Source organism: Pseudomonas sp. MWU12-3088, assembly GCF_023242405.1.
GTDB lineage: Bacteria > Pseudomonadota > Gammaproteobacteria > Pseudomonadales > Pseudomonadaceae > Aquipseudomonas > Aquipseudomonas kribbensis.
The window spans coordinates 317,465-341,606 of record NZ_JALJEA010000004.1 but is presented as its reverse complement, the minus strand read 5'-3'; the positions used below and the strand labels follow the sequence as shown (position 1 = coordinate 341,606).

Below are 24,142 nucleotides of genomic sequence, written 5' to 3'. Positions count from 1 at the left end.
TGTTAGATCATTTCCTCGCCGCCCTTGCCACCGAGCACGATTTCTCCGGCTTCGGCCATACGGCGGGCGATGGTGAGGATTTCCTTCTGCGCGGTTTCCACGTCGCTGACGCGCACCGGGCCTTTGGCCTCGAGGTCGTCGCGCAGCAGTTCGGCAGCACGTTTGGACATGTTCTTGAAGATCTTCTCCTTGACGCCTTCGTCCGAACCCTTGAGGGCCAGCACCAGCACATCGGAGGACACTTCGCGCAACAGCGCCTGGATACCGCGGTCGTCGACATCGGCCAGGTTGTTGAACACGAACATGAGGTCTTCGATCTGACCGGACAGGTCTTCGTCGACTTCGCGGATCGAGTCCATGAGCTGGCCTTCGATCGAGCTGTCGAGGAAGTTCATGATGTCCGCCGCCCGCTTGATGCCACCCAGGGTGGTGCGCGAGGCGTTCGAGTTGCCGGAGAACTGCTTCTCGAGGATCTGGTTCAATTCTTTCAGCGCCGCCGGCTGCACGGTGTTCAACGACGAGACGCGCAGGATGATGTCCAGACGCACCTTGTGGTCGAAGTTGCCCAGCACTTCACCGGCCTGGTCCGGATCAAGGTACGCGACCACGATCGCCTGGATCTGCGGGTGCTCGTAGCGGATCACGTCGGCTACGGCGCGCGGCTCCATCCATTTCAGGCTGTCGAGGCCGCTGGTGTTGCCACCCAGCAGAATGCGGTCGATCAGGCCGTTGGCCTTGTCTTCACCCAGGGCCTGGGTGAGCATTTTGCGCACGTAGTCGTCGGAGCCGACGCCCAGGCTGGTCTGGTCGCCGACGATGTCGACGAACTCGCTCATGACCTGTTCGACCTGCTCGCGGTGGACGTTGCCCATCTGGGCCATGGCCACGCCGACTCGCTGAACCTCTTTCGGGCCCATGTGGCGCAGCACTTGTGCAGCATCGGTCGATCCCAGGGACAGCAGCAGAATCGCGGCTTTATCGACCCGGGACAGTTTGGCGACGGCGGCTCGGTTATCACTCATCTGCGTTAATCCACTCTTTCACGACCTGGGCCACACGACCCGGGTCTTCTGCCACCAGACTCTTGATTGCGTTCAACTGAGCGTCATAGCCTTCGCTCGGGCTCGGCAGCAGGATGCTGGTCGGGCCGCCGAGGCTGACGCGATCGTTGGACAGTTCACCGTCCAGACCGCCCATGCCACCCAGTTCCACGTCACCGCCCAGACCGGCCAGCTCCTTGCCTTTGCCGCCACCGGTGATGTTGTTGAGCACCGGACGCAGCACGCCGAACACCAGCACCAGGATGAACAACACACCCAGCACTTGTTTGACGATGTCCCAGAACCATGGCTGGGAGTAGAACGGAATGTCGGCAATCACTTCGCCGCGCTCGGCGGAGAACGGCATGTTGATCACGCTGACGCTGTCGCCACGGCTGGCGTCGAAACCAACGGCGTCCTGCACCAGGCGAGTGAAGCGCGCCAATTCGTCGGCGCTCCACGGCGCACGGGTGGTTTCGCCGTTGGCCGGGTTGATCTTGACCTGATCGTCCACCACCACCGACACCGACAGGCGATTCAGGCGACCCTGCTGCTGCTTGGTGTGGCTGATGGAACGGTCGAGTTCGAAGTTCTTGGTGGATTGTTGACGCTTGTCCGCCGGGTACGGCGCGAGCATCGGCTGGCCGGTGGCCGGGTCCATGATCTGCTGACCGTTGGCGTCAACCAGTGGCTGGCCAGGTTGCACCATGCCGGTCGACGCCTGGGCACCACCGGTGGTTTGCGGCGCCGAAGCCGGCGACGGCGGCTGGTTGCTCAGGGCACCTGGTACGCCTTGCGGGCCATTGCTGGCGGTACGCTGTTCGTTGACCGACTGTTCGCTGCGCAACGCCGGCTGATCCGGGTTGAACTGCTCGGCGGTGGATTCGACGGCACTGAAATCGATGTCGGCCGATACTTCAGCCTTGTAGCGATCGTTGCCCAGTACCGGTTGCAGGATATTGTGCACACGCTGGGTCAGCATGCTTTCCATGCGGCGGCTGTAATCGAACTGCTTGCCGGCCATGGTCATTTCGGAATTTTCCGCCTGATCCGACAGCAGATTGCCCTTCTGGTCGACGACGGTGATCTGCGACTTGCTCAGCTCAGGAACGGAAGTCGCCACCAGATTGATGATGGCAACGACCTGACCCGGCTCCAGCGAACGGCCGGAGTACAACTCGACCAGTACCGAAGCGCTTGGCTTGCGCTCGTCACGCACGAACACCGAGCTTTTCGGGATCGCCAGGTGAACGCGCGCGCCCTTGACGTTGTTCAGGGCGGAGATGGTGCGGGCCAGTTCGCCTTCGAGGCCGCGACGGTAACGGGTCGCTTCCATGAACTGGCTGGTGCCCAGACCCTGTTCCTTGTCGAGAATCTCGAAACCGATGTTGCCGTCGCTGGGAGTGACACCAGCAGCGGCGAGTTTCAGTCGCGCACGGGACAGGTCATCGGCCTTGACCAGCAAGGCACCGGAGTTCGGTTCAACGGTGTAGGGAATGTCGGCGGAGGCCAGGGTGTCCATGACCTGCTTGGCGTCCATACCGGCAAGGCTGCCGTACAGAGGCCGGTAGTCCGGTTGCTGTGACCACAGCACCACGGCAAAGCCAATCGCCACGCTCGCAGCCAGGCCGACCAACAGGCCCACCTGACGCAGCATGGTCATCTCGGAGAGGTTTTCCAGGAAGGACAGGCCGAACAGCGGCGGTTTGCCGTCTATCGGGGTGGCCTTGGCCGGAACGTTATCGGCGACTGCTTCTGCCATGACTCAATCTCGTCCTTAAACCGGCATCTGCATGATGTCTTGATAAGCCTGAACCAGTTTGTTGCGCACCTGGGTCAGAGCCTGGAACGACACGCTGGCCTTCTGCGAGGAAATCATCACGTCCGTCAAATCGACGCCGCTCTTGCCGATTTCGAACGCGTTGGCCAATTGGCTCGAAGCCTGTTGGGTATCGTTCACTTTGTTGATGGCCTGACCGAGCATGTCGGAAAAGCTGCTGCCTGCCACTTCAGGGACGGCGGCAGTCGATTTCGGCTTCGACATGGCGTCCATTTGCATGGCCTTCATGTCCATCATCAACCGATTAAATTCAATACCTTGGCTCATGGTCTACTCTCTTGGGCGGCCCGCAATTTTTTGACACTCACTCGGCGGGTACTCAGGTGTTAGCAACAACGGTGCCAGCTCACGGGCACCGCTTCGAGAAATGCGTTTTCAAACGTTTGCGCCACCGCTTACGTGGCGAACAGATACCCTTCGACGTCCATTCCGGCATCGCGCATCTGCGCCAGTTTGTAGCGCAATGTACGTGGGCTGATACCGAGTTTTTCGGCGGCTTCCTTGCGCCGACCGCGTTCGGTGCGCAGGGTGTCGATGATCATCTGGAACTCGCGACGACGCAGGTCATCGCCCAGCGCGCCGGCCGAATCGGCCTCGATCTCGACCTCACGAATGACCGGCACGACCGGCATCGCCACCGGCAACGGCGCGAACAGCGCAGGCCCGGAGAGACAGAAATCCTGCGGCTGGATCAGCCCGCCCTGCTGCAGAATCAACGCCCGCTGCACCGCGTTATCCAGCTCACGCACGTTGCCCGGCCATGGATAACCGATCAGACACGCCTGCGCCTCGGGCGAGAACTTCGCCATCGCATGCTTCATTTTATTGACGTGTTTGGCCAGCAGACGCTCGGCCAGCGGCAGGATGTCGGCGGTGCGCTCACGCAGCGGACGCCAGGCCAGCGGGAACACCGACAGGCGATAGTAGAGGTCTTCACGGAACCGCCCCGCCGCCACTTCGCCCGCCAGATCACGGTTGGTGGTGGCGACGACACGAATATCGAGAGTGATCGGCTTGCGTGCGCCGACCCGCTCCACTTCACGTTCCTGTAGCACCCGCAGCAACTTGGCCTGCAGACCCAGGGGCATTTCGGAAATCTCGTCGAGCAGAATGGTGCCGCCGTCGGCCTGCTCGAACTTGCCCGCCTGTGCCGCGATGGCGCCAGTGAACGAACCCTTCTCGTGACCGAACAGTGTCGCCTCGAGCATGTTGTCGGGGATCGCCGCGCAGTTGATCGCGATGAACGGCTGACTGGCGCGATGGGATTGCTGGTGAATGTAGCGCGCCAGCACTTCCTTGCCGGTGCCGGACTCGCCGGAAATCAGCACGGTGGAATCGCTGCGGGCGACCCGCGCCGCCAGATCCAGCAGCTGCGCACTGGCCGGTTCGACCGCAACCGGCCCTTCTGCGTCAGCTGTGCCGAGATTGCCCAAGGCATGACGCGCGACCAAATCCAGCAGCGCCTTGGGCTCGAATGGCTTGACCAGATAGTCCGCCGCGCCCTGACGCATGGCATCGACCGCACGCTCGACGGCGCCGTGAGCCGTCATCAGCAGCACCGGCAATTGCGGCTGGCGCGCGCGCAGCAGGCCGAGCAACTGGTGACCGTCCATGCCCGGCATGTTGACGTCGCTGACCACCAGGCTGAACGCCTCGCACTCCACGGCTTTCAGCGCCTCCTCGGCAGAACCCACGGCGTGATAGTCGTGACCGGCCAGCAGCAGCGTATCGGCCAGCGCCTCGCGCAATGAACGGTCATCCTCGACCAGCAGAACCTTGATGCCCATGACCTTCACTCAGCTCCCTGTACAGCGGAAAACATCGGCAGGATCACCTGCGCGCACGTGCCGCGCCCGACCCGCGAGCGCAGCTGCAATTCTCCCTGATGCGCACGGGCCACGGCCTTGACCACGGTCAGGCCCAGGCCGGTGCCGGTGACCTTGGTGGTGAAAAACGGCTCGCCGAGCCGCGCCAGCACCGCCGGCTCGATGCCGCCGCCGTTGTCACTGACGCAAAGGCGCAGGGTGTTGTCGCGGGTGTAGCAATGCACCTTCAGACGCACATCACCGCCACCGGCCTGAATCGCGTTTTCGATCAGGTTGAGGATTGCCCCGACCAGCGTGTCGCGATTGCAAAGCAACTCGCCTGCGTGGCTGTCGCACTGCCAGCGAATTGGCAGATCCTGTACGTGGGTCAGCGCCGCGGCCTGCAACGACTGCATCAGGGCATTGGGCGTGATGCGGTCGGTCAGCGGCAATTCACCGCGAGCGAATACCAGCATGTCGCGCACCTGGTGCTCCAGCTCATGCAGACGCTCCTTCAGGCGCCCGGCAAACCGCTGCTGGGTGGCAACCGGCAGCGCCTGCTCGGTCAAATGGCTGGCATAGAGCAGCGCGGCGGACAGCGGAGTACGAATCTGATGAGCCAGCGAGGCGACCATGCGCCCCAACGATGACAGGCGTTCGTGGCGTGCCAGTTGATCCTGCAAGTGACGGGTTTCAGTCAGATCGTTGAGCAGCACCAATTGCCCCGGCTCGGCATCCAGCGAGCGGGTGGCAATCGACAGGCGTCGACCGTTTCTCAGGGAGATTTCATGACCGTCGTCTTCACGGGGCGCGAAGCAACGGGCAATGACATGGCGCCACAGCTCGCCTTCCAGCGGCAGACCCAGCAGATCGATGGCGGCCGGGTTGGCCTCGCACACGATGCCGTGACCGTCGATGACGATGACGCCACCGGGCAACAGATCCAGGAGATTTTGCAGACGGTTGGCCAGACGTTCTTTTTCCGCCAGTTCCTGCATACGCTGGGCGCTGACCACGGCCAGTTCGCCCTTGAGCTCGGTGACCCGCGCTTCGAGCATGCTGTAGGAGTCGGTCAATTGACTCGACATCTGGTTGAACAGCGCGAACGCCTGCTCAAGACCCTGCCGACTGGCCTGCTCTACGGACGGCAGTTGCCCCGAGGACTCGGGAACAGAAGACATCTGGGAGGCTTGGGGCATTGTGCTCTCTCGCTTGGCTGACCGTCAGTTAAACGGAACGTTGCGAGGGATGTAGCAATACCCGTGCCTAAAAAAAACGGCTTATAAATGAAGGATTTGAAAAACAGGCGTCAATCATCCGCCTGTTCATCACCTTCACGCCGGCTCATGCCGTACTTGCGCATCTTCTCCACCAGCGTGGTACGACGGATGCGCAGGCGTTCGGCGGCCCGGGCCACGATACCGTTGGCGTCATCCAGCGCCTGCTGGATCAGGCCCTGCTCCAGACCACCGAGGTAGTCCTTCAGGTCCAGACCTTCCGGCGGCAGCATCGCGTTGGCAGTGAAGTCCGGCGTGTGACCGTTGATCGCCACGCGCTCTTCCAGATCGCTGCGCAGACTGTCGACCATCTGCTCGTCTTCGTCGTCGACGTAGCGGAACTTCTTCGGCAGTTCGACCACGCCGATCACCCCGTACGGATGCATGATCGCCATGCGCTCCACCAGGTTGGCCAGCTCGCGGACGTTGCCCGGCCAGCCGTGGCGGCACAGGGACATGATGGCGGCGGAGTTGAAACGGATCGAGCCACGCTTCTCGTGCTCCATCCGCGAAATGAGCTCATTCATCAACAGCGGAATGTCTTCGACGCGCTCACGCAGCGGCGCCATCTCGATCGGGAACACGTTCAGGCGATAGTAGAGGTCTTCGCGGAAGGTGCCGATCTCGATCATGCTTTCGAGATTCTTGTGGGTCGCGGCAATGATGCGCACGTCGACGCTTTGGGTCTTGTTGCTGCCCACGCGCTCGAAGGTGCGTTCCTGCAGCACACGCAGCAGCTTGACCTGCATCGGCAGCGGCATGTCGCCGATTTCGTCGAGAAACAGCGTACCGCCATTGGCCAGCTCGAAGCGGCCGGCACGGCTGGTGATCGCGCCGGTGAAGGCGCCCTTCTCGTGGCCGAACAGTTCGCTCTCCAGCAGCTCTGCCGGGATCGCCCCGCAGTTGACCGGCACGAACGGCGCATCACGACGCTTGGAATGGTAATGCAGGTTACGCGCAACCACTTCCTTGCCGGTGCCGGACTCGCCGAGGATCAGCACGCTGGCATCGGTGTCGGCCACCTGCTGCATCATCTGGCGCACATGCTGGATCGCCCGGCTGGTGCCGACGAGGCTGCGGAACAGGTTGGGTTCGCGATGACGGCCGCGCTCGCGGGCCTGGTCGTACATTTCGCGATAGACCTGGGCACGGTGCAGGGAGTCCAGCAATTTGCTGTAGCTCGGCGGCATTTCGAGAGTCGAAAGTACCCGGCGGCGTTGGTCTTCGGGCAAGTCCACCGAAGAATTATCGCCCATCAGCAAAACCGGAAGGAACTCATCCCAGGTCGAGAGTGTCTTTAACAGGCCCAAAAGCGCACCAGGAGCATTGACCGTCCCGATCAGTACGCAAATGACCTCACGACTAGACGACAAAGAGCCGACTGCCTGCTGCCAGTCATGGCTTCCGCAGGGTAAATTTTCTTCGCCAAGAAAATTTAAAATCACCGCCAGGTCGCGGCGGCGGACGCTATCGTCATCGATCAGCAGAATTTTGGTTTCACGCCACATGCAATAGCAACTTCCCTAGTCAACTCAATGCCCGAAACGAGGGGCAAGCGAGACGCTTGCAGGACACTTCGTGCCTGTAGACGCCTGAAATCTGAAAACAGCCACTAGTTAAGTCAAAAAACCGTGCACAGTCAAATTTATGGCGCACATGTCTGGATTAACTGAGGGTTAATTAACCAAACAGATGGTAAACCTTTGCCGCGTTCTGCGCTTGGGTGATCTGCGACATCTCGTCGACTATCGCCTGACGCTCACCCATGGCGACTTCAAGAAGCTCTTTGTAGACATGCAGCAGCTCCTCGAGATTGTCACGCAGCGCCACTTCATCCAGCGAAGCTTCACTCAAGACATCTTCCATGCAGGAACGGCAATCGAGGTCCAGTTGACCGATCGCCTCCCAGTTGCGTTCGGCCAGGGCACCGACCAACGCCACTCGGGTTTCTTCGATTCGCTGCAATACAAGACTCATGGTGATCTCCTTAAAACTGAGGAGCAGGCGTAGGAGCAATGGCATCCCAGCCTTCTTTTACCGTGCTCAGCAAGCCGGCGACTTCATCCAGAATGCGCGGATCGCTGTTGATGTTGGCTTCGGCAAGACGCTTCATCATGTAGATGTACAGCCCGTCCAGATCAGCCAGCGTATCGGCGGAATTCTCCAGGTCCAAACCTTCACGCAAGCCGCTGACGATGCCAATGGCCTTGCTGATCGCCGTGCACTTGGCAGGAATGTCCTTGCGCTCGATCGCACCTTTGGCCTGGGCAATACGTGCCAGGCCACCTTCCATCAGCATTTGCACCAGACGGTGAGGGCTCGCTTCGGACGTCTGAGCGTGGGCACCCACTTTCTGGTATTGCCGAAGGGCTAACATCGGATTCATGTTCTACCTCATTTGCCACAATGACTCGTATGACCAGTGTATCGCCAGCGAGCCGAAAAACTTTAGACCATAAGACAAAAACCCGGCACACGCTCGAAAGCGTAGCCGGGTTTTTGTCGCTCTTGCATGTTACTTCGCAGATTGCTGAGCGTTCAGCGAGCTGAAGAACGACGTGATGTTGCTGGCCGTTGCTTTCATCTGCCCTACCAGCAAGTCCATGGCGTTGTACTTGGCGGTCAGCGTCTTGGTCAGGTTGGCAACACGCAGATCGAGCGCCAGCTGCTGGCTGGTCAGGCTCTTGGTGTTGTTGTTCAGGATGGCCATGCGCTGATCAAGCAAGCCTGTGGCGGTAGGGAGACTACCGGCAGGCGCCTTCAGATAAGGGTCCACCGCCTTGCTCATGCGCGACAGCAGACCGTCGGTATCAGTGGTGCCAAACAACTGTTGAACCTGACCGGTCATGCCCGGCTGGGACATGGTCTTGTTGAATGCAGCGGTGTCGAACGTCAGGTTACCGGTCAGCTTGTCGGTCATCACACCCAACTGCGACAGATAAGACATCGTGCTTGCGGTACCGGTACTCGGCATGGTCAATTGACTGCGAATATCGGCAATCAGCGAACGCGGCAGGGAGTCGCCGGTAAAAGCCGCCTGAACGGTCAGCTTGCCATCTTCGTCCGGCGTCGCCTTGGACAGGGTATCGATGGTGGTCTTCAGCGTATTGTAGGCATCGACGAAAGCCTGAACAGACGTCTGCAAGCCCTTGGTGTTCGAATCGACACTCACCACGACAGGTGTGCCTGGGGGAGTAGGGACCGTCAGCAGGTTCATGGTCAAACCACTGATGGCACCCGTCACGTTGTTGCTTTTGCTGGTCACCTTCAGGCCGTCGATGGTCAGCGAAGCATCTTGTGCGAGCCCGTTGACCGCTCCGGAATCACCTGCCGCCGGCGTGGCACTCATCGGTTTGGTGCCATCGATTTCCAGACCGGCAATACCGCTGACCGTCAAGTCCGAGCCCGCGCCCGTCTTGCTCGAACTGATGACCAGGCGCGAGGCACCGGTGCTGTCCGTCACGATGTTGGCGGAAATGCCATTGACACCCTGTGCCTTGTTGATGGCATCACGGGTGCTCTGCAAGGTGGAATTGGCCGGAATGTCGACATTGTAGTCAGTGCCATTCTGACTGATTTTCAGGGTACCACTCGGAATGGCACTGGCAGCACCGCCGGCAAAGGACGCACTGGCTACTTTCGAGCCGGTCGCCAGGTTATTCACAATAACACTGTAAGTGCCCGATACCGCGGTGTTATCCGAAGTAGCGCCCAGAACAGTAGGATTGCCCGAAGTCGCCGTGTAACCGGAGAACGCAGGGTTGGTCTTGCTGCCCAGGTTGTTCATCGCCGTCTGGAACGCAGTCAGCGCGCTCTTCAGCGTACCGACACCAGAAATCTTCAGCGTGTTGGTTTTGGTAGCGGAATCGATCTGCGTCTGCTTTGGCGACTTGTCGGCGTTGACCAGCGCAGTAACGATCGCACCAATGTCCAGGCCGGAACCCAGGCCGGAACCCGGTAAAATTGGACTTGCCATGTGCATCTCCCTTGGGGTTGTTGCCAGTCTTTTGACCCTTGTGGGGTCTAAAGCACTTCAAACACGATTCATGCCAGCTATCAGACTTTGGCGTCGAACAACACGTGACTCGCGTTGGCCAGGCTGTCTGCCAGCTTGAGAGCTTCTGCGGAAGGGATCTGTCGTACGACCTCGCCCGTCTCGCTTGCGATCACCTTGACGATGACCTTTCCGGAATGCTCATCGATCGAGAATTCCAGGTTGCGCTTGATCGACTGAACGAACTTCTCGATCTCCTGCACCGCCAGCTTCAACTTGGTTTCATCCGATTCCTGACTCTTTTTGACGTCGGAAACGGTATCAACGGCTTGAGGCTTGGTTTCCGACGGTTTGTCGGCGACGGTATTGGCTGGCTTTGGCGCCGGATAAGACAGGTTAAGCTTTACGCTCATGTCCATGCTCATCACCTCTTAATGTAAAAAGCGAGAGAGCACGCAAGCGCACTCCCCCGCCAAAACTCATTCCGAAATTACTGAAGCAGCTTCAGTACAGCGGAAGGCAGTTGGTTGGCTTGAGCCAGAACAGAGGTCGAAGCCTGTTGCAGGGTTTGCTGCTTGGTCAGGTTAGCAGTCTCTGCGGCGAAGTCGGTATCTTGTACGCGACCTTGTGCAGCAGTGGTGTTCTCGGTGATGTTCTGCAAGTTCTGGATGGTGCTGGTCAGACGGTTTTGCGAAGCACCCAGGCTGGCACGAGTTGCACCGATTGCAGCGATAGCGGCGTCGATTGCAGTGATCGCGTTGTCGATGTTCTGCGAAGCAGAACCAGCGCCAGTACCGGTAGTACCGGTCAGAACTACAGTACCGCTACCTACGGACAGGCTTACGGCGTCGAACTTGGAGCTCAGTACCAGGTCGATGTGGTTAGCCGAACCGGTGTTTGCGCCAACTTGCAGGGTCACAGTACCAGCCGAACCGTCCAGCAGGTTTTTGCCGTTCAGGTTGGTAGCAGCCGAGATACGGGTGATTTCGTCAGACATCTGAGCGAATTCAGCGTTGGTTGCGGTCTGGTCAGCAGTGCCGTTGGTACCGTTACGAGCTTTAACAGCCAGTTCACGCATACGCTGCAGAATGTCGGTCGAAGCTTGCAGAGCGCCTTCAGCGGTCTGGGCAACGGAGATACCGTCGTTGGCGTTCTGGATAGCCTGGGTGTTACCGCGGATCTGGGAAGACATACGGTTGGAGATCTGCAGGCCAGCGGCGTCGTCTTTAGCGCTGTTGATTTTCAGGCCGGAAGACAGGCGCTGCATCGAAGTCGACAGAGCGTCGGAGGCGCGGTTCAGGTTTTTCTGAACGTTCAACGACGTGGTGTTGGTGTTTACTGTTAAAGCCATGACGAATTCCTCGTTGGTTGGGTACTGCGGCTTCCGGCCCTGGCAACCGCCGGGTATGGCCTAGAGAACCTTCGTAATAGTTATCGTCGGGTTTGCAGGTTGCTTGAGGGCTTTTTTGAAAATTTTTGCCATCACCCTGCCACCCCCGAGAAAACAAAGACTTAGCAGCACTTCGCCCTCGAAAAAATGACGCCATAAAACCGTCCGCCGCGCAAAGCTGCGGGCCAGTGCTGTCGGTGCTCTTTTATGCCGAAGAACTTTCCAGCAGCCGGATCAATTCGTACTCCATGAAATCGGCGAGACCGAGCCAGTCCTGGCGTTCCTGGCAATCGAGCATTTGCGTGAGCAATTGCGACCACGGCTGCTGGATATCCGGCGAAGCGGACACCAGCAAATGCTGCGCACCCTCGAATACATCCACCATCTCCAGCGCCGCTTCGACATCACGCCCCAGGCGAAACAGGCCAGCGCAGCGCCGGCACTCGTCGACACAACCTTGCAGCGCACTCATTGCACGAACTCCTGATTGAAACGCGTCCCGGCAATCAATGCGCCTGAGCGGCTGCTGTTGAAGAACTCCACTTGCGGCTGACTGGCGATGTAACGCTCCAGCACACACAGATAACCACGAAAATTGAGCTGAGTACTGACGCGCTCACCGAACCCGTCGCGCACCCAGTGCCGCGCCTGATTTACTGATGGGCCCAGGTCACCGTCATTCCAGCCGGCGTGGGTCTTGTTCATCGGAAATGCGAAATCGGCGCCGAACAGAGTGATCCGCGCGGCACCCATCTTCACCGCCAGATCCACCGCCGGGTGAATCACACTGCCGCCCACATGCAGCAGCGCCCGCGGATGTTGCTCACGCAGCACCGCATAGACCGGACTGAGCGAATAACCGCCATAACGCTTGCCCTTCCATGCCCGCAGCACCTCGGGGTCGCTCATCGGCAGATACACCAGCGGGATGTCGTCGGATTCTTCGAAAGGCAAATGCCGGAAGCTGATGCGTTGGTCGATGCTCACCACCAAGTCAGGCACGATCCCGTGCTCACGCAGTGGCCGGTAAGCGGTATCGACGCAAATGAACAGCGGGCGCTCGTCTCGCTGGCGAATGGCGGCCAGACGCTCGAAATGCTGTTCGAGGGTCGGCCCGGTGCCGATCACATAGATCTCCCGGCCAGCGCAAGTACCAAACAATTGCGCCACATCATCGTCAGCGAGCAACACCGGCAGGCAGTCCTGCAGGCGCTGCTGAATGAACGGCGACTGCGGATCGAACTCACGATTGTTGAAGCTCAGGTGCACTTCACTGACCAGACGATCACGGATCTTCGCGTTGAAGTCGTCGGCCAGCAGCATCTCCGCCGGCAAGGCAAAGAACGGCGTGCAGATGTCCGGCAGGTCACCGGCGTATAGAAGTTCTACCCGTGAGTCCTCCAGCCACTGTCGCTGATCAATCAGTTGCAACACCAGGGCGAACAGCGCGCCATTGAGAATGTGCACGTACAGACGCTCTAGCCCGGCACGCTCCAGCAGCACGGTCGGCAAATCCCCGAGGCCGGTGCCGTAGACATGCAATTGCGGCTTGCCGGCCGGCAGGCTTTCGGCCTGAATCCGGGCTTCATGAATGCGGTCATGGCGACTTGTGAGCTGAATGCCACCGATGCTTAGTGTCGAACCCAGCCCTTGCGTCAGATCGGCCTGGATCGTCGAACTGTCTTCGCTCATCAACCGTGCGAACAGCGCCGGCCAGCGTCGCTCGATGACTTCAGCGTTGGCGTGGAAAAACTCGCTCATGATGCCTCGCGCTCCCTTCAGGCAAAAAAATAGCGTTCAAGGTTACCCCTTGAACGCTATTTTTGTATCCGTCGTTTTTGGTGGGTTCAAGGACGATAGATAATCGCCGACCCCCACGAAAGACCGACGCCGAAACCGCTGAGCGCCACTCGGTTCCAGCTGGAATCCAGCGCGTGCTTCTCCAGCAGCAGCGGAATGCTCGATGACACGGTGTTGCCGGTCTCGACCATGTCCTTGATGAACTTCTCCGGCTCGCCTTCGAATCGCCGCGCCACGGCATCGACAATCGCCGCGCTGCCTTGGTGAATGCAGAACGCATCGATGTCATCGGCGTTGAGACCGGAGTCGTCGAGCAACTCATGCAAGTGTGCCGGGACTTTCAGCAATGCAAAGTTGAACACCTGACGACCGTTCATGAAGAACACGCCATCGGTGACTTTCAGATGCGGCGCACCCGAACCGTCGGTGCCGAACTTGGCCTTGCCCAGCGCCCAGACCGGGTCTTCACCCATCCAGGTCGCGGTGGCGGCGTCGCCGAACAGCATGGTGGTGTTGCGGTCTTCCGGGTCGACAATCTTCGAATACGGATCGGCAGTGATCAGCAGGCCGTTCTTCAGGCCGGCAGCTTCCATGAAGCCCTTGATCGCGTAGATGCCGTAGACGTAACCGGAGCAGCCCAGGGAAATATCGAACGCTGCGACATTGGTCGGCAGACCCAGTTTGTCCTGCACGATTGCAGCAGTATGCGGCAGGCCTTCTTCGTCACCGTTCTGGGTGACGACGATCAGCGCATCGATGGATTCACGTTTCAGTTCAGGGTTGCTGGCAAACAGCGCATTGGCCGCTTCAACGCACAGATCGGAAGTTTCCTGTTCTGCATCTTTACGTGGCAGGAAGGCCGAACCGATCTTGCCGAGGATGAATTCTTCATCCTTCTCGAATTTTGCACCTTGTGCGTAATTGTCCACGCCGGCTACAGGAACGTAGCTCGCAATGCTTTTTATGCCAATCATTACGGCTTCCCAATAATAAACAGCCCAATACCACCGCTCGCAAGGATTCGAGGGGCGCCGACAAACAGAAAACGGCCGCCACAACGGGCAGCCACGGGGAGCGCAAAGGGCTATCACTGGAACCGATAACGGGCCAGGCGCCATCTCCCCGGTCAATACAATACAGTGAAGATGCGCGTTATGACTCGCAGGTCACTCTATTTTGCCGAATCGGTGCAGATCGGGTTATTCGACCAGCGACCAGTCCAGCGGCGTGCCGCGTTTGATCGGCGCGCGTGCACAGCGGCCGAGGACGGTGTCGGTGTGCCTGGGTGGCAGACCGAGACCGGGACGAATGGCGCGCAGATTGGCCGCCGTGAAGGGTTCACCGGCCGCCATATCGGCCGTGACGTACAGCGACCGACGGTAAACCAGAGACTTTTTCTCAGCCTCGGTAACGCCGTAATGCACCTGGCCCATGGCCTGCCAGGCGCGCTCGGTTTCGACCACCAGGCTGGCCATTTCCGCGGGCTCCAGCGAGAAACTCGCATCCACCCCGCCCGCCATGCGGTCGAGGGTGAAGTGCTTTTCAACCACCGTAGCCCCGAGCGCCACAGCGGCCACCGACACGCCGACGCCCATCGAATGATCCGACAGCCCCACCTGACAACCGAACAGCTCACGCAGATGCGGGATGGTGCGCACATTGCTGTTGAGCGGCGTCGCCGGGTAGGTGCTGGTGCATTTGAGCAACACCAGATCCTTGCACCCGGCTTCACGAGCCGCGCGCACGGTTTCGTCGAGCTCGGCGATGCTGGCCATGCCGGTGGAAATGATCAGCGGCTTGCCGGTCGCCGCGACGCGACGAATCAGCGGCAGATCGGTGTTTTCAAAGCTGGCGATCTTGTAGGCCGGCACGTCGAGGCTTTCCAGGAAGTCCACGGCGCTGTCATCGAACGGCGTTGAAAACGCGAGCATGCCCAGCTCTTTGGCTCGGGCAAAGATCGGTGCGTGCCATTCCCATGGCGTGTGGGCCTTCTCGTACAAATCGTACAGCGAGGTGCCAGCCCACAAGCTGTTCGGGTCTTTGATAAAGAACTCACCTTCCGCCAGATCCAGGGTCATGGTGTCGGCGGTGTAGGTTTGCAGCTTCAAGGCATGGGCACCGGCCTTGGCCGCCGCCTCTACAATCTGCAGGGCGACTTCCAGCGACTGGTTATGGTTGCCGCTCATTTCAGCAATGATGAATGGCGGTGCGTCGGCACCGATCAGGCGATCGCCAATCTTGAAACTGTTCATGAACGGTGTTCCTTCAAATCCCTGGTGAACGCGCAGGCACTTTGGGTGAACCCGGCGTCACGAAATACATTCAATGAGGCCTGATTGGCCGGCAAGACTTGCGCGCTGATCGCGGTCATCTGCGGCCAGTGCGTCGTGACGAACGCCTCGCCCTGCGCCAGCAGTGCCCTGCCCCAGCCGAGACCGAAACGCCCCTCCAGCAGATACAGCGAAACCTCGGCCTCGAAACCGCGCAGATCGTAGCGCAACACACCGACCGGCCCGTCATCGGACTCGGCGATCAACAACAGCCGTTGAGGATTGCGCAGACTGGCGTTCAACCAGTTCAGATGCTGCGACCACTCGATCACGCCGTTTTCCAGCGACCAGCGACGCACCGTTTCGGCATTGCGCCCGTCAAACAGCAACTGCGCGTCATCCGGCGTCGCCAGACGCATCTTGAGCACCGCTCCCGCCAATGCCGCTGCAACCCGCAATGCCCCACGCCCGTCGACCAGTTGCCGCGAACGCTCGGCCAGGCTCTGGCGCAGGTAAAAATTGTCGACGACAAAACCGATGGCATCGCACAGTTGCTCGACGCTGACCTGCTCCCGTGCGCCCATGAACACATGGGCCCCGGCCGCCGCCATCACCTCGCCGTTGTTCTGCTGGTTGTTCGACACGGCAATGCAGATCGTCGGCAGGCCCATGGCCGCGCGCTCCCAGCTGGTACCGCCACCGGCGCCGATGAACAGGTCGGCTTCGGTCATGCGTCGATGGAAATCGCTGACAAAACTGTGCAGGCGCCAGTTCGGCCGCGTCTCGGCCAGTGCCTGCATCTCTGTCCATGCCGGGTTGTCGGCACCCGCGACAAAGTCCACTTCCAGCCCGGAAAAATCCGCCAGCGCCAGCATCGCGTGATGGGTCTGGCGGGCAGCGTCGAAGCCGCCGAAATTCACCAGCACCCGTCGCGCCACGGGTTTGATTTCAATGGCCGGACCACTGAACTCTTCGCGCAACATGGCAAAGCGCGGACCGAGCAGCGTTCGGCACCCGGCCGGCAGCAGCGGCTGATAGTTTTCACTGAGGCCGGAGAGGTTCTGATTGAGCAGCAGATCCACGCTGTAGCGACGGGTCGCCAGATCGTCCACGGCGGCGATCCGTGGCGCGAAGCGCCGGGCAGCGGTCTGCCAGTGATGATCGAGGCCGTAATGGTCGGCGATGACCCAGTCGAATCCGGCCAGTCCTTCCAGCTGCGTCGCCAGTTCATCGATATCCGCCTGCCACGGCAGCATCGACTCGATGGCCTGCTCCGGATCTTCGCCGGCGTAGCGATCCGGCAACGCAAAAGTCTCGAAGCCTTCACTCTGTAACGCATCGAGACGATGTCCCGGCAAGCGCCGACAGGCAAACGCGACATGACTGCCCTGCGTGCGCAACACTCGCGCCAGCGTCAGACATCGGGCGATATGGCCGCTGCCGATGGTGGGCGAGGCGTCGGCGCGGATCAGCACTCTCATTGCAGCTCTCCGCCGGCCTTGAGTGCCGCGTAGAGATACTCGGCGCGTTTCCAGTCCTCGGCAGTGTCGATGTCCTGCACCAGATGCCGGGGCAGGATCACCGGCAGGCTGGCCGGCGAATACAGAATCTCGCCACGCAACCAGGCCTCGCCGCGCCCCCAGTAGAACTGGCCGGCATCCTGAAAGGCGGCCGGCAGATCCTGCGAACGGGTATTGCGAAACTCGGGGTACAACGCCGTCAGCGCGCCCTGCCCGTCCAGGGTCAAGGCGCGCTGCACCGGAAAGCCGAAATCGGTGACCGAAAAGGCAAAGGATTTGTCGGGATGCTGCTCCAGCAACTCGAGCCCCTGACGCAGAAAGCGCGCCTGCAACAGCGGCGCCGTGGCGTACACGCAGCAGGCGTAATCGAAGGTCGGCAGTTGCTGCAAGGCGTGCACGATCACCGCGGAGGTGCCGGTGAAGTCATCGGCCAGCTCCGCCGGGCGCAAGAACGGCACTTGCGCGCCATGGACCTGCGCCAGCTCGGCGATCTCTTCGTCATCGGTGCTGACCACAACCTGGTCGAACAACCCTGAATCCAGCGCCGTGCGAATCGAACGGGCAATCATCGGCACACCGTCGAACGGTTTGAGATTCTTGCGCGGAATGCGTTTGCTTCCACCGCGGGCCGGGATGATTGCGACGTTGCTCAAGGGCGTTTTTCCAGCAGGAACCAGGTGACGTCATCCAGCGGGAATTGCGGATCACGGTGATAACCGAAGCCGTAATCCAGCAGGTGCAGATCCGGATAGCGATCGAGCATTTCCCCGGCGAAATCACGCTTGAACAGCTTGCCGCTGTTGCCGCGATAGGACACTTCCACCGGTGAGGGATTGTAGTATTCGGCGATCAGAATGTAGCGCTGACTCAGTTCGTACAACTGCGCATAAGCGGTCGACAACAGCTCCGGGGCCAGATGGATCAGCACGCCTTTGCTGAGCGTCAGGTCGTATTGGCGCTCACGGGGAAAGTCGAACAGCGAGCCGTGCCAGATGTTCGCGATTTCCAGCGCACGCGCCTGGGCGCAGGCGTTGGCATTGATTTCGACGCCGAACAACTCGCACTTGGGCAGTAACTGACGCAACGCCTGCAGGTTGTTGCCGGCGTTGGTGCCCAGCTCCAGCAGGCTGTCGATCCGCCCGGCCCGGGTCAGCGCCTTGGCGAACAACGCCAGATTGGCCGCCACCAGTGGCTGGCCGACATTGCGGTCAACGTACTGGTTACCGAATTCGCCCTGCCAGAATTGTTCCTGTTCGCTCAGATCACGCATTGCCGTTTTCCATCCACCGCCGCAGCGGTACTCATTCAGTCAACCGACGCAATTGCTCGACCACGTAATCCTGTTGCTGATCGCTCAGCAACGGAAACAGCGGCAGGCTGATCGCTTCGGCGTAATAACGCTCGGCTTCGGGAAAATCTCCCTCGGCGAAACCCAGTTCACGATAGTACGGCTGCAGATGCACCGGAATGTAGTGCAGGTTCACGCCGACCCCGGCAGCACGCAAGCCTTCGAATACCTGACGGTGGCTGAGGTTGATGCGCTCAGTCTGCAAGCGCACTACGTACAAGTGCCATGCTGATTCGGCGTCCTGCTGAGCACTCGGCACAGTAACTGGCAAATACGCCAGCAAACGGTCGTAACGTGCGGCCAGTTCCCGGCGACGGGCGATAAAGTCGTCCAGTTTGCTCAACTGTGACAGGCCCAGCGCGGCTTGCAGATCGGTGATCCGATAATTGAAACCCAGCTCGACCTGCTGGTAATACCACGGCCCGTGGCTGGGCTCGGTCATCTGCTGCGGATCGCGGGTCATGCCGTGGCTGCGCAGGCGTTGCAGGCGCTCCGCCAGCTCCGGGCGATTGGTCAGCACCATGCCGCCTTCGCCGCTGGTGATGATCTTCACCGGGTGGAAGCTGAACACCGTCATCGCCGCAAATTCGCCACAACCCACCGGACGCCCGGCGTAGCTGGCGCCAACTGCGTGAGAGGCGTCTTCGATCACCGTGAAGTTGTAACATTCGGCCAGTTCGGCGATTCGCCGCATGTCGCAGCTCTGCCCGGAGAACGCCACCGCCACCAGCACTTTGGGCAAGGTGCCGTCGCGTTCGGCAGCGTCGAGTTTGCTGGCCAGAACTTCGGCATCGAGGTTCCAGGTCAGCGGATCGATGTCCACGAAGTCAACGTCGGCGCCGCAGTAACGGCCGCAGTTGGCCGACGCGAGAAAGGTGTTCGGCGTGGTCCACAAGCGGTCGCCCGCTCCCAGTCCTGCGGCCAGGCAGGCAATGTGCAGCGCCGCCGTGGCGTTGCACACCGCGACCGCGAAATCAGCCTGGCAACGCTCGGCCATTGCCTGTTCGAAGCGCTCGATGGTCGGCCCCTGAGTCAGCCAGTCCGACTGCAACACCTCGACGACTGCGTCGATGTCCGTCTGGTCGAGGCTTTGTCGACCGTAGGGAATCATACCGACAGCTTCGCATGCAGGTCGGCGATCTGCCCCACCGAGAGAAAGTGCGGGTTGGTGTCGGAGCGGTATTCGAAATCTTCGCTCACCGGCCGCCCGTGCTCGCCGAGTTTGTCGACGGCAAAATCGACATCGACGCTGGTGAAGCGGATCGAAGGCTGGATCGTATAGTGATCTTCGAACTCCAGGGTCATCCGCGCATCGTCCAGCGGCACCATCAGTTCGTGCAGTTTCTCGCCGGGACGGATGCCGACGTTCTTGTGCGGCAGATGCTCGGCCATGCCGCGAGCCAGATCGACCACACGGATTGACGGGATCTTCGGCACGAACACTTCACCGCCGTGCATCCGCGCAAAACTGTCGAGGACGAATTGCACGCCGTGATCGAGGGTGATCCAGAAACGGGTCATGCGCTCGTCGGTGATCGGCAGCTCGGTCGCGCCATCGGCAATCAGTTTGCTGAAGAACGGCACCACGGACCCGCGCGAACCCGCCACGTTGCCGTAGCGCACCACGGCAAAACGTGTCTGTTGCTCACCGGCGATGTTGTTGGCCGCGACGAACAACTTGTCCGACAGCAACTTGGTGGCGCCGTACAGGTTGATCGGGCTCGCCGCCTTGTCGGTGGACAGCGCGACGACTTTCTTCACGCCGTTATCGATAGCGGCGGCGATGATGTTCTCCGCGCCATTGACGTTGGTACGGATGCATTCGGTCGGGTTGTACTCCGCCGCCGGCACCTGCTTCAACGCCGCGGCATGCACCACGTAATCGATGCCGCGCATGGCCTGGCGCAGACGCTCGGCGTCGCGCACGTCACCAAGGAAGTAACGCATGCACGGCGCGTTGAACGTCTGCTGCATTTCGTATTGCTTGAGTTCATCCCGGGAGAACACCACCACGCGCTTGGGCTGGTACTGCTCGAGCAGGCGCGCAATGAACTTGCGCCCGAACGAGCCGGTGCCACCGGAGATGAAAATCGATTTACCGTTGAACATGTCTTGAGTCCCGTTCCCTGTCGACCTAGGCGATCAACTGTGCCCAATCCAGCAAAGCGCCATCGTTGAGCGCGAAGCCTTTGCCGCTCAGGCTCAGGTTCCCGTTGTACGCCTGATCCTGGGCGAAAGCTCCTGCCCACTTTTCCCGGAGGGCAAGCAATGCCTGGGTTGCCTGGGCAATGTCGCCCTGATGAATGACCTGCACCGACGGCGTCCACACCGTGAGGTAACCGGCCTGGCCAGCCTTGAGGCACAGATCGACATCGCTGCCGCCGTCGGCGAACGTACCGTGGTCCAGACCGCCCAGTGCGTCGAACAGCTCTTTGCGTACCATCAGGCACACGCTCGACACAGCCGAGTAGTTCTGATCCACGGACAAGCGATACAGGTAGCCCTCGGCGTCGTGTTTCTCGCCAATGAATGCCGAGCCGACACCGCCGTTCATGCCGAGGATCAGACCGGCCTGACTGATCTTGCCGTCGCGATCCACCAGTTTCGGACCGACTACGCCGACTTCAGGTCGCAGCGCATGGTTGAGCAGCGAATCGAGCCAGTTCGGGTTGACGACTTCTGCGTCAGCGGCCAGCAACACCAGGAACTCGCCCTGTGCCTGCTGGCTGGCAGCGTTGAACAGCGCCGGCATGCTGTGGGAGCGTTCGGCGCGCAACACACTGACCTTCGGATGTTGATAAGTCCCCAGCCAGTCATTGACCTCGGCGGACTCGGCGCCCGAAGTGACCACCAGTATTTCATAGCGGTGATAGCGCGTACGCAATTGCACGCCTTCCAGACAACGTTGCAGGGCCGGCAGATCACTGCCCGCCGGAACGATGACCGACACCAGAGGGCGATCACTGTGGTGGTAGTCGATCTGGTAGATGCCGGGTACGGACGAAGTGATCTTGGCCTTGTAGCCGCGACTGCCCAGATGGCGCAGCAAAGCCAGGCGCTCATCCGGATTCTCTTCCAGCTCTGGCGCCTCGGTGATCAACAGCGGTTCGTCGAGGTGCGCCAGACTGTTCAGGCCACCGTACTCAATGACGCGCAACAGCAGATCAAACTCCAGAGCCTTGCTGAAGTCCGCGGAATAACCACCGACGTTGACCAGCGTCTCACGACGGATCAGCCAGTGACGAGCCATCATGCCCGGCAGGCTCAGCAGCAGATCCAGGTTGAAGCCGGGGCGGAACACGTCCACCAGCGCACCGTTTTCCTTGCGCTGGATTTCATCCGTGGAAACGGCACTGCAGCCACCGGCGTTCATCAGTTCCAGGCTGGCGCGCAGCAGACCGCTGGCAGTGAACTCGTCACCCGCCTCGGCCAGGAGCACCCAGTCGCAAGGCGACTGACGGGCGCTCTGGTTGAGCTTGTCGACCAGATTGCCCGGCGTGACGCGCACGAAGTGCAGGGTGTTCTGCGCCGTGGTGGCCGCCGGCGCTTCGCCGGTGGTGAACACGACAATCCTGAACGCCTTGCACTGACCTTCGAGCAGGCTGTCGAGACTGACCTGCAGTTTGTCGATGTCGTTGTCCAGATCCAGCAGGAAAATACCGAATTGCGGGCCACCGCCATTGACCGCCAGGTGTTCGGCAATCGACTCGCGCTGTGCCGCATCCGGCTGACGCGAGTCCAGCCACTTGAGCAGACGGCCGGATTGCATCTTGTCGAACACCGGATGGTGATCGGCGACGGTCAGCGATTCCAGGCGTGCGATCCAGTCGCGCATCTTCTGCGCTTCCTCGGCCTCGCCGGACAGCTCCAGTTGCGCGGCCAGACGTTTGGCCACCGTGCGGTTGAACGCATTGAGATCGTGGGCCTGCCACAAACGGTCAAGCACGCTTTCCGGAGTGTCGTTGTTGCGCGACTCGATCAGGTGAGCCTGACGCGTCCATACGCCTTCGAGGCCTTCGAGTTGAATGCGCCCGGCCGGCATGGCGTGCAGCATGAATTCGAACTGCGCCAGACGATCGAAAAAGGCCTGGTTGTAGAACGGCATTTCGACGTACTGCAACGGACCGAAACGGCGATCCGGATGTTTGAGTGCCTGGTTCCAGGTGGACTGAATGATCAGCTCCGCCGTCAGGGCCCGACCGCTTGCCAGGCTGTCGACCATCGCTTCGAAACTTTGCAGGGCGAACGCCTTGCCCTGCTCCGGGTTCAAGTCCTTGATCCCGGTCGGCAGTCCCGCCAGGAACTCGGCGAACGCCTCACGCTCGGCCACCGACTTGGGGTCGATGTAGGTCAGCGAGTGGTAGACCTCCGTGCTGTGCTCGGAGTTGCCGTAGTTGATCTCGCGCACCACGTATGGAATCGGCAGGATCCGCGCCTTGGCACTGGCCAGCAGGAAGTACACATGGCCGATTTCCTGCCACTGGAAATTGGTGCCCGGCGGCAGCGCCGAATGCCAGGTCTTCATCAGGTCGGTACGGGTCACCGCGTAGAACGGCGGGATGTACTGGCTCATGTAGTCGAGGACGCGATCCTGAGCCCGCTCGGACGCATAGTCTTCCTGCACTTTCTTGTCGCGGCGGTAGTAGCTCACACCACCGGCCAGCGTCAGGTACATCATGCAGTAGCCGTGGCACATGCCGTAGTCGGGGTTCGCCTGCAGGAAGCCCACCGACTCGGCCAGCGAGTCGTGCAGGATGAAGTCGTCGTCGGCCGCCAGCACCATGTACGGCGTGGTCAATCGCTCGACGCCGTAGGCCAGTTTGGCCTGCATGCCCCAATAGGCGAATTGCGGCACGTGGTGGTAATCAACCGCGGAGAAGTCGCCTTCAGGGCGTTCGGCCGTGGAGTCCAGCACCATGATCTTGCAGGGCAGGCTGCTGTAATACTTCACCGCCCGGCGCAGAAACGCCGGCCGATTGTGCGTAATCAGCACTACGGTCAACAGTTCGTTGAGCGGTAGCGTCAGTTCAGAACCGTACTTGCCTTGCATAACTTCTCTCCACAACCGGCGACACGCCGAGATAACGCTTTGGTGATGTTGCGAATTAACGAACGCGACGCAGGTAGCCGTCCGGCGCCACGGTGATCAGCAGCTTGTTCTGCAGCTGAACGTCGATTTCGAAATCCTTGTTCTCTTCCAGGTATTTCCACACGGCGGTCTTCGGGTTGTCGCCCGGGCCCCATGGACGATCCGGGAAGAAATCGGCCGGCATGTCTTCAACCACGGTGTCCATCACCACGCAGTAGCTGTCGACCGAAACCAGTGGCGCGTAGAGGCGCAGCTCTTCGAGCACGTGGTCGTGGGTGTGGTTGGAGTCGAGTACCAGAATGACCTTCTTGCCTTCGGCGGCAGCACGCACCTGAGCGGCGATGGCCGGGTCGATGCTCGAACCTTCGATCATCTTGATGCGCTTGCTCATCGGGTGGCTTTCGATGGCTTCACGGTTGTGGGCGCGGATGTCGAGGTCGATGCCCAGCACTTCGCCGTGACCTTGCAGTTCCAGCAGGGATGCGTAGTAGATGATCGAACCGCCGTGGGCGATGCCGCACTCGATGACCAGGTCAGGCTTCACCTGCCAGATGATTTCCTGCATCGCCATCATGTCTTGCGGCAGCTGGATGATCGGACGGCCCATCCACGAGAAGTGGTAGCTGTACTTGTGCTTGGCCGATTCGTTGAAGAAGTCACGGGCCAGACCGGTGAGCTTCTGGTCGTCACCCTGCTGGGCGATCTGCTCGCGGCATTCGGCTTCGAAAGCTTTGTTGATGCTGTTGTCGGTCATTTTCAAAATCTCAAG

General features: G+C 60.4%; 22 protein-coding genes. All 22 read right to left on the bottom strand.

Going from position 1 to position 24,142, the window contains the following annotated elements:
* Nucleotides 1-2: 2 nt before the first annotated feature.
* The gene (fliG, locus tag M5B98_RS13120; protein ID WP_007958288.1) at nucleotides 3-1,022 is read right to left on the bottom strand and encodes a flagellar motor switch protein FliG; all 1,020 of its coding nucleotides are present in this window, start codon (nucleotides 1,020-1,022) and stop codon (nucleotides 3-5) included.
* Nucleotides 1,015-2,802 (bottom strand): flagellar basal-body MS-ring/collar protein FliF, encoded by a 1,788-nt coding sequence (gene fliF, locus M5B98_RS13115; protein WP_085710461.1) that lies wholly within the window; start codon nucleotides 2,800-2,802, stop codon nucleotides 1,015-1,017. Before fliF ends, fliG begins: the two co-directional genes overlap by 8 nt.
* 15 nt (nucleotides 2,803-2,817) lie before the next feature.
* A complete protein-coding gene (gene fliE, locus M5B98_RS13110) occupies nucleotides 2,818-3,147 on the bottom strand; it encodes a flagellar hook-basal body complex protein FliE (protein WP_085710460.1) in 330 nt (109 codons plus the stop codon).
* 128 nt (nucleotides 3,148-3,275) lie between these two features.
* A complete protein-coding gene (locus M5B98_RS13105) occupies nucleotides 3,276-4,667 on the bottom strand; it encodes a sigma-54-dependent transcriptional regulator (RefSeq protein ID WP_248742923.1) in 1,392 nt (463 codons plus the stop codon).
* A 5-nt stretch (nucleotides 4,668-4,672) separates the two neighbouring features.
* Complete coding sequence (locus M5B98_RS13100) at nucleotides 4,673-5,884, bottom strand: sensor histidine kinase (RefSeq protein ID WP_114881895.1); 1,212 nt, start codon at nucleotides 5,882-5,884, stop codon at nucleotides 4,673-4,675.
* Nucleotides 5,885-5,994: 110 nt separating this feature from the next.
* Nucleotides 5,995-7,470 (bottom strand): sigma-54 dependent transcriptional regulator, encoded by a 1,476-nt coding sequence (locus M5B98_RS13095; protein ID WP_003222863.1) that lies wholly within the window; start codon nucleotides 7,468-7,470, stop codon nucleotides 5,995-5,997.
* A gap of 172 nt (nucleotides 7,471-7,642) precedes the next feature.
* The gene (locus M5B98_RS13090; protein WP_085710457.1) at nucleotides 7,643-7,939 is read right to left on the bottom strand and encodes a flagellar protein FliT; all 297 of its coding nucleotides are present in this window, start codon (nucleotides 7,937-7,939) and stop codon (nucleotides 7,643-7,645) included.
* 10 nt (nucleotides 7,940-7,949) lie between these two features.
* The gene (gene fliS, locus M5B98_RS13085; protein WP_085710456.1) at nucleotides 7,950-8,348 is read right to left on the bottom strand and encodes a flagellar export chaperone FliS; all 399 of its coding nucleotides are present in this window, start codon (nucleotides 8,346-8,348) and stop codon (nucleotides 7,950-7,952) included.
* A gap of 129 nt (nucleotides 8,349-8,477) precedes the next feature.
* Complete coding sequence (gene fliD / locus M5B98_RS13080; RefSeq protein ID WP_248742922.1) at nucleotides 8,478-9,938, bottom strand: flagellar filament capping protein FliD; 1,461 nt, start codon at nucleotides 9,936-9,938, stop codon at nucleotides 8,478-8,480.
* 80 nt (nucleotides 9,939-10,018) lie between these two features.
* On the bottom strand, nucleotides 10,019-10,375 hold the full coding sequence (locus tag M5B98_RS13075) for a flagellar protein FlaG (protein ID WP_248742921.1): 357 nt from the start codon (nucleotides 10,373-10,375) through the stop codon (nucleotides 10,019-10,021).
* A gap of 71 nt (nucleotides 10,376-10,446) precedes the next feature.
* A complete protein-coding gene (locus M5B98_RS13070; RefSeq protein ID WP_007958307.1) occupies nucleotides 10,447-11,307 on the bottom strand; it encodes a flagellin domain-containing protein in 861 nt (286 codons plus the stop codon).
* 244 nt (nucleotides 11,308-11,551) lie between these two features.
* Entirely contained in the window at nucleotides 11,552-11,818 is a 267-nt protein-coding gene (locus M5B98_RS13065; protein WP_248742920.1) for a hypothetical protein, read from the bottom strand.
* Nucleotides 11,815-13,107 (bottom strand): motility associated factor glycosyltransferase family protein, encoded by a 1,293-nt coding sequence (locus tag M5B98_RS13060; RefSeq protein ID WP_248742919.1) that lies wholly within the window; start codon nucleotides 13,105-13,107, stop codon nucleotides 11,815-11,817. The genes M5B98_RS13065 and M5B98_RS13060 overlap by 4 nt, the downstream gene beginning before the upstream one ends.
* An 86-nt stretch (nucleotides 13,108-13,193) precedes the next feature.
* Nucleotides 13,194-14,120, bottom strand: a complete 927-nt coding sequence (locus M5B98_RS13055) for a ketoacyl-ACP synthase III (protein WP_085710450.1) — start codon at nucleotides 14,118-14,120, stop codon at nucleotides 13,194-13,196.
* Nucleotides 14,121-14,345: 225 nt separating this feature from the next.
* Nucleotides 14,346-15,398 carry a pseudaminic acid synthase gene (gene pseI / locus M5B98_RS13050; protein WP_248742918.1) on the bottom strand — a complete coding sequence of 351 codons (1,053 nt, stop codon included), beginning with the start codon at nucleotides 15,396-15,398 and terminating at the stop codon, nucleotides 14,346-14,348.
* Nucleotides 15,395-16,897 (bottom strand): UDP-2,4-diacetamido-2,4,6-trideoxy-beta-L-altropyranose hydrolase, encoded by a 1,503-nt coding sequence (gene pseG / locus M5B98_RS13045; RefSeq protein WP_248742917.1) that lies wholly within the window; start codon nucleotides 16,895-16,897, stop codon nucleotides 15,395-15,397. Before pseG ends, pseI begins: the two co-directional genes overlap by 4 nt.
* Nucleotides 16,894-17,589, bottom strand: coding sequence for a pseudaminic acid cytidylyltransferase (gene pseF, locus M5B98_RS13040; RefSeq protein ID WP_248742916.1), 696 nt, complete (start codon nucleotides 17,587-17,589; stop codon nucleotides 16,894-16,896). The genes pseG and pseF overlap by 4 nt, the downstream gene beginning before the upstream one ends.
* Nucleotides 17,586-18,206 carry a pseudaminic acid biosynthesis-associated methylase gene (locus tag M5B98_RS13035; RefSeq protein ID WP_248742915.1) on the bottom strand — a complete coding sequence of 207 codons (621 nt, stop codon included), beginning with the start codon at nucleotides 18,204-18,206 and terminating at the stop codon, nucleotides 17,586-17,588. Before M5B98_RS13035 ends, pseF begins: the two co-directional genes overlap by 4 nt.
* Before the next feature lie 31 nt (nucleotides 18,207-18,237).
* Entirely contained in the window at nucleotides 18,238-19,395 is a 1,158-nt protein-coding gene (gene pseC / locus M5B98_RS13030; RefSeq protein WP_248742914.1) for a UDP-4-amino-4,6-dideoxy-N-acetyl-beta-L-altrosamine transaminase, read from the bottom strand.
* Nucleotides 19,392-20,393, bottom strand: a complete 1,002-nt coding sequence (pseB, locus tag M5B98_RS13025; protein ID WP_248742913.1) for a UDP-N-acetylglucosamine 4,6-dehydratase (inverting) — start codon at nucleotides 20,391-20,393, stop codon at nucleotides 19,392-19,394. Before pseB ends, pseC begins: the two co-directional genes overlap by 4 nt.
* A gap of 25 nt (nucleotides 20,394-20,418) precedes the next feature.
* A complete protein-coding gene (locus tag M5B98_RS13020) occupies nucleotides 20,419-23,334 on the bottom strand; it encodes a TIGR00180 family glycosyltransferase (RefSeq protein ID WP_248742912.1) in 2,916 nt (971 codons plus the stop codon).
* Between the two features lie 55 nt (nucleotides 23,335-23,389).
* Nucleotides 23,390-24,127: a cephalosporin hydroxylase family protein gene (locus tag M5B98_RS13015; protein WP_064378606.1), complete on the bottom strand. Its 738-nt coding sequence runs from the start codon at nucleotides 24,125-24,127 to the stop codon at nucleotides 23,390-23,392.
* Nucleotides 24,128-24,142: the final 15 nt, after the last annotated feature.

What these genes read in the sequence shown, in the direction of transcription:
- fliG (WP_007958288.1), bottom strand. Translation starts at nt 1,022, where the DNA reads ATGAGTGATAACCGAGCCGCCGTCGCCAAACTGTCCCGGGTCGATAAA.
- fliF (WP_085710461.1), bottom strand. Translation starts at nt 2,802, where the DNA reads ATGGCAGAAGCAGTCGCCGATAACGTTCCGGCCAAGGCCACCCCGATA.
- fliE (WP_085710460.1), bottom strand. Translation starts at nt 3,147, where the DNA reads ATGAGCCAAGGTATTGAATTTAATCGGTTGATGATGGACATGAAGGCC.
- M5B98_RS13105 (WP_248742923.1), bottom strand. Translation starts at nt 4,667, where the DNA reads ATGGGCATCAAGGTTCTGCTGGTCGAGGATGACCGTTCATTGCGCGAG.
- M5B98_RS13100 (WP_114881895.1), bottom strand. Translation starts at nt 5,884, where the DNA reads ATGCCCCAAGCCTCCCAGATGTCTTCTGTTCCCGAGTCCTCGGGGCAA.
- M5B98_RS13095 (WP_003222863.1), bottom strand. Translation starts at nt 7,470, where the DNA reads ATGTGGCGTGAAACCAAAATTCTGCTGATCGATGACGATAGCGTCCGC.
- M5B98_RS13090 (WP_085710457.1), bottom strand. Translation starts at nt 7,939, where the DNA reads ATGAGTCTTGTATTGCAGCGAATCGAAGAAACCCGAGTGGCGTTGGTC.
- fliS (WP_085710456.1), bottom strand. Translation starts at nt 8,348, where the DNA reads ATGAATCCGATGTTAGCCCTTCGGCAATACCAGAAAGTGGGTGCCCAC.
- fliD (WP_248742922.1), bottom strand. Translation starts at nt 9,938, where the DNA reads ATGGCAAGTCCAATTTTACCGGGTTCCGGCCTGGGTTCCGGCCTGGAC.
- M5B98_RS13075 (WP_248742921.1), bottom strand. Translation starts at nt 10,375, where the DNA reads ATGGACATGAGCGTAAAGCTTAACCTGTCTTATCCGGCGCCAAAGCCA.
- M5B98_RS13070 (WP_007958307.1), bottom strand. Translation starts at nt 11,307, where the DNA reads ATGGCTTTAACAGTAAACACCAACACCACGTCGTTGAACGTTCAGAAA.
- M5B98_RS13065 (WP_248742920.1), bottom strand. Translation starts at nt 11,818, where the DNA reads ATGAGTGCGCTGCAAGGTTGTGTCGACGAGTGCCGGCGCTGCGCTGGC.
- M5B98_RS13060 (WP_248742919.1), bottom strand. Translation starts at nt 13,107, where the DNA reads ATGAGCGAGTTTTTCCACGCCAACGCTGAAGTCATCGAGCGACGCTGG.
- M5B98_RS13055 (WP_085710450.1), bottom strand. Translation starts at nt 14,120, where the DNA reads ATGATTGGCATAAAAAGCATTGCGAGCTACGTTCCTGTAGCCGGCGTG.
- pseI (WP_248742918.1), bottom strand. Translation starts at nt 15,398, where the DNA reads ATGAACAGTTTCAAGATTGGCGATCGCCTGATCGGTGCCGACGCACCG.
- pseG (WP_248742917.1), bottom strand. Translation starts at nt 16,897, where the DNA reads ATGAGAGTGCTGATCCGCGCCGACGCCTCGCCCACCATCGGCAGCGGC.
- M5B98_RS13035 (WP_248742915.1), bottom strand. Translation starts at nt 18,206, where the DNA reads ATGCGTGATCTGAGCGAACAGGAACAATTCTGGCAGGGCGAATTCGGT.
- pseC (WP_248742914.1), bottom strand. Translation starts at nt 19,395, where the DNA reads ATGATTCCCTACGGTCGACAAAGCCTCGACCAGACGGACATCGACGCA.
- pseB (WP_248742913.1), bottom strand. Translation starts at nt 20,393, where the DNA reads ATGTTCAACGGTAAATCGATTTTCATCTCCGGTGGCACCGGCTCGTTC.
- M5B98_RS13020 (WP_248742912.1), bottom strand. Translation starts at nt 23,334, where the DNA reads ATGCAAGGCAAGTACGGTTCTGAACTGACGCTACCGCTCAACGAACTG.
- M5B98_RS13015 (WP_064378606.1), bottom strand. Translation starts at nt 24,127, where the DNA reads ATGACCGACAACAGCATCAACAAAGCTTTCGAAGCCGAATGCCGCGAG.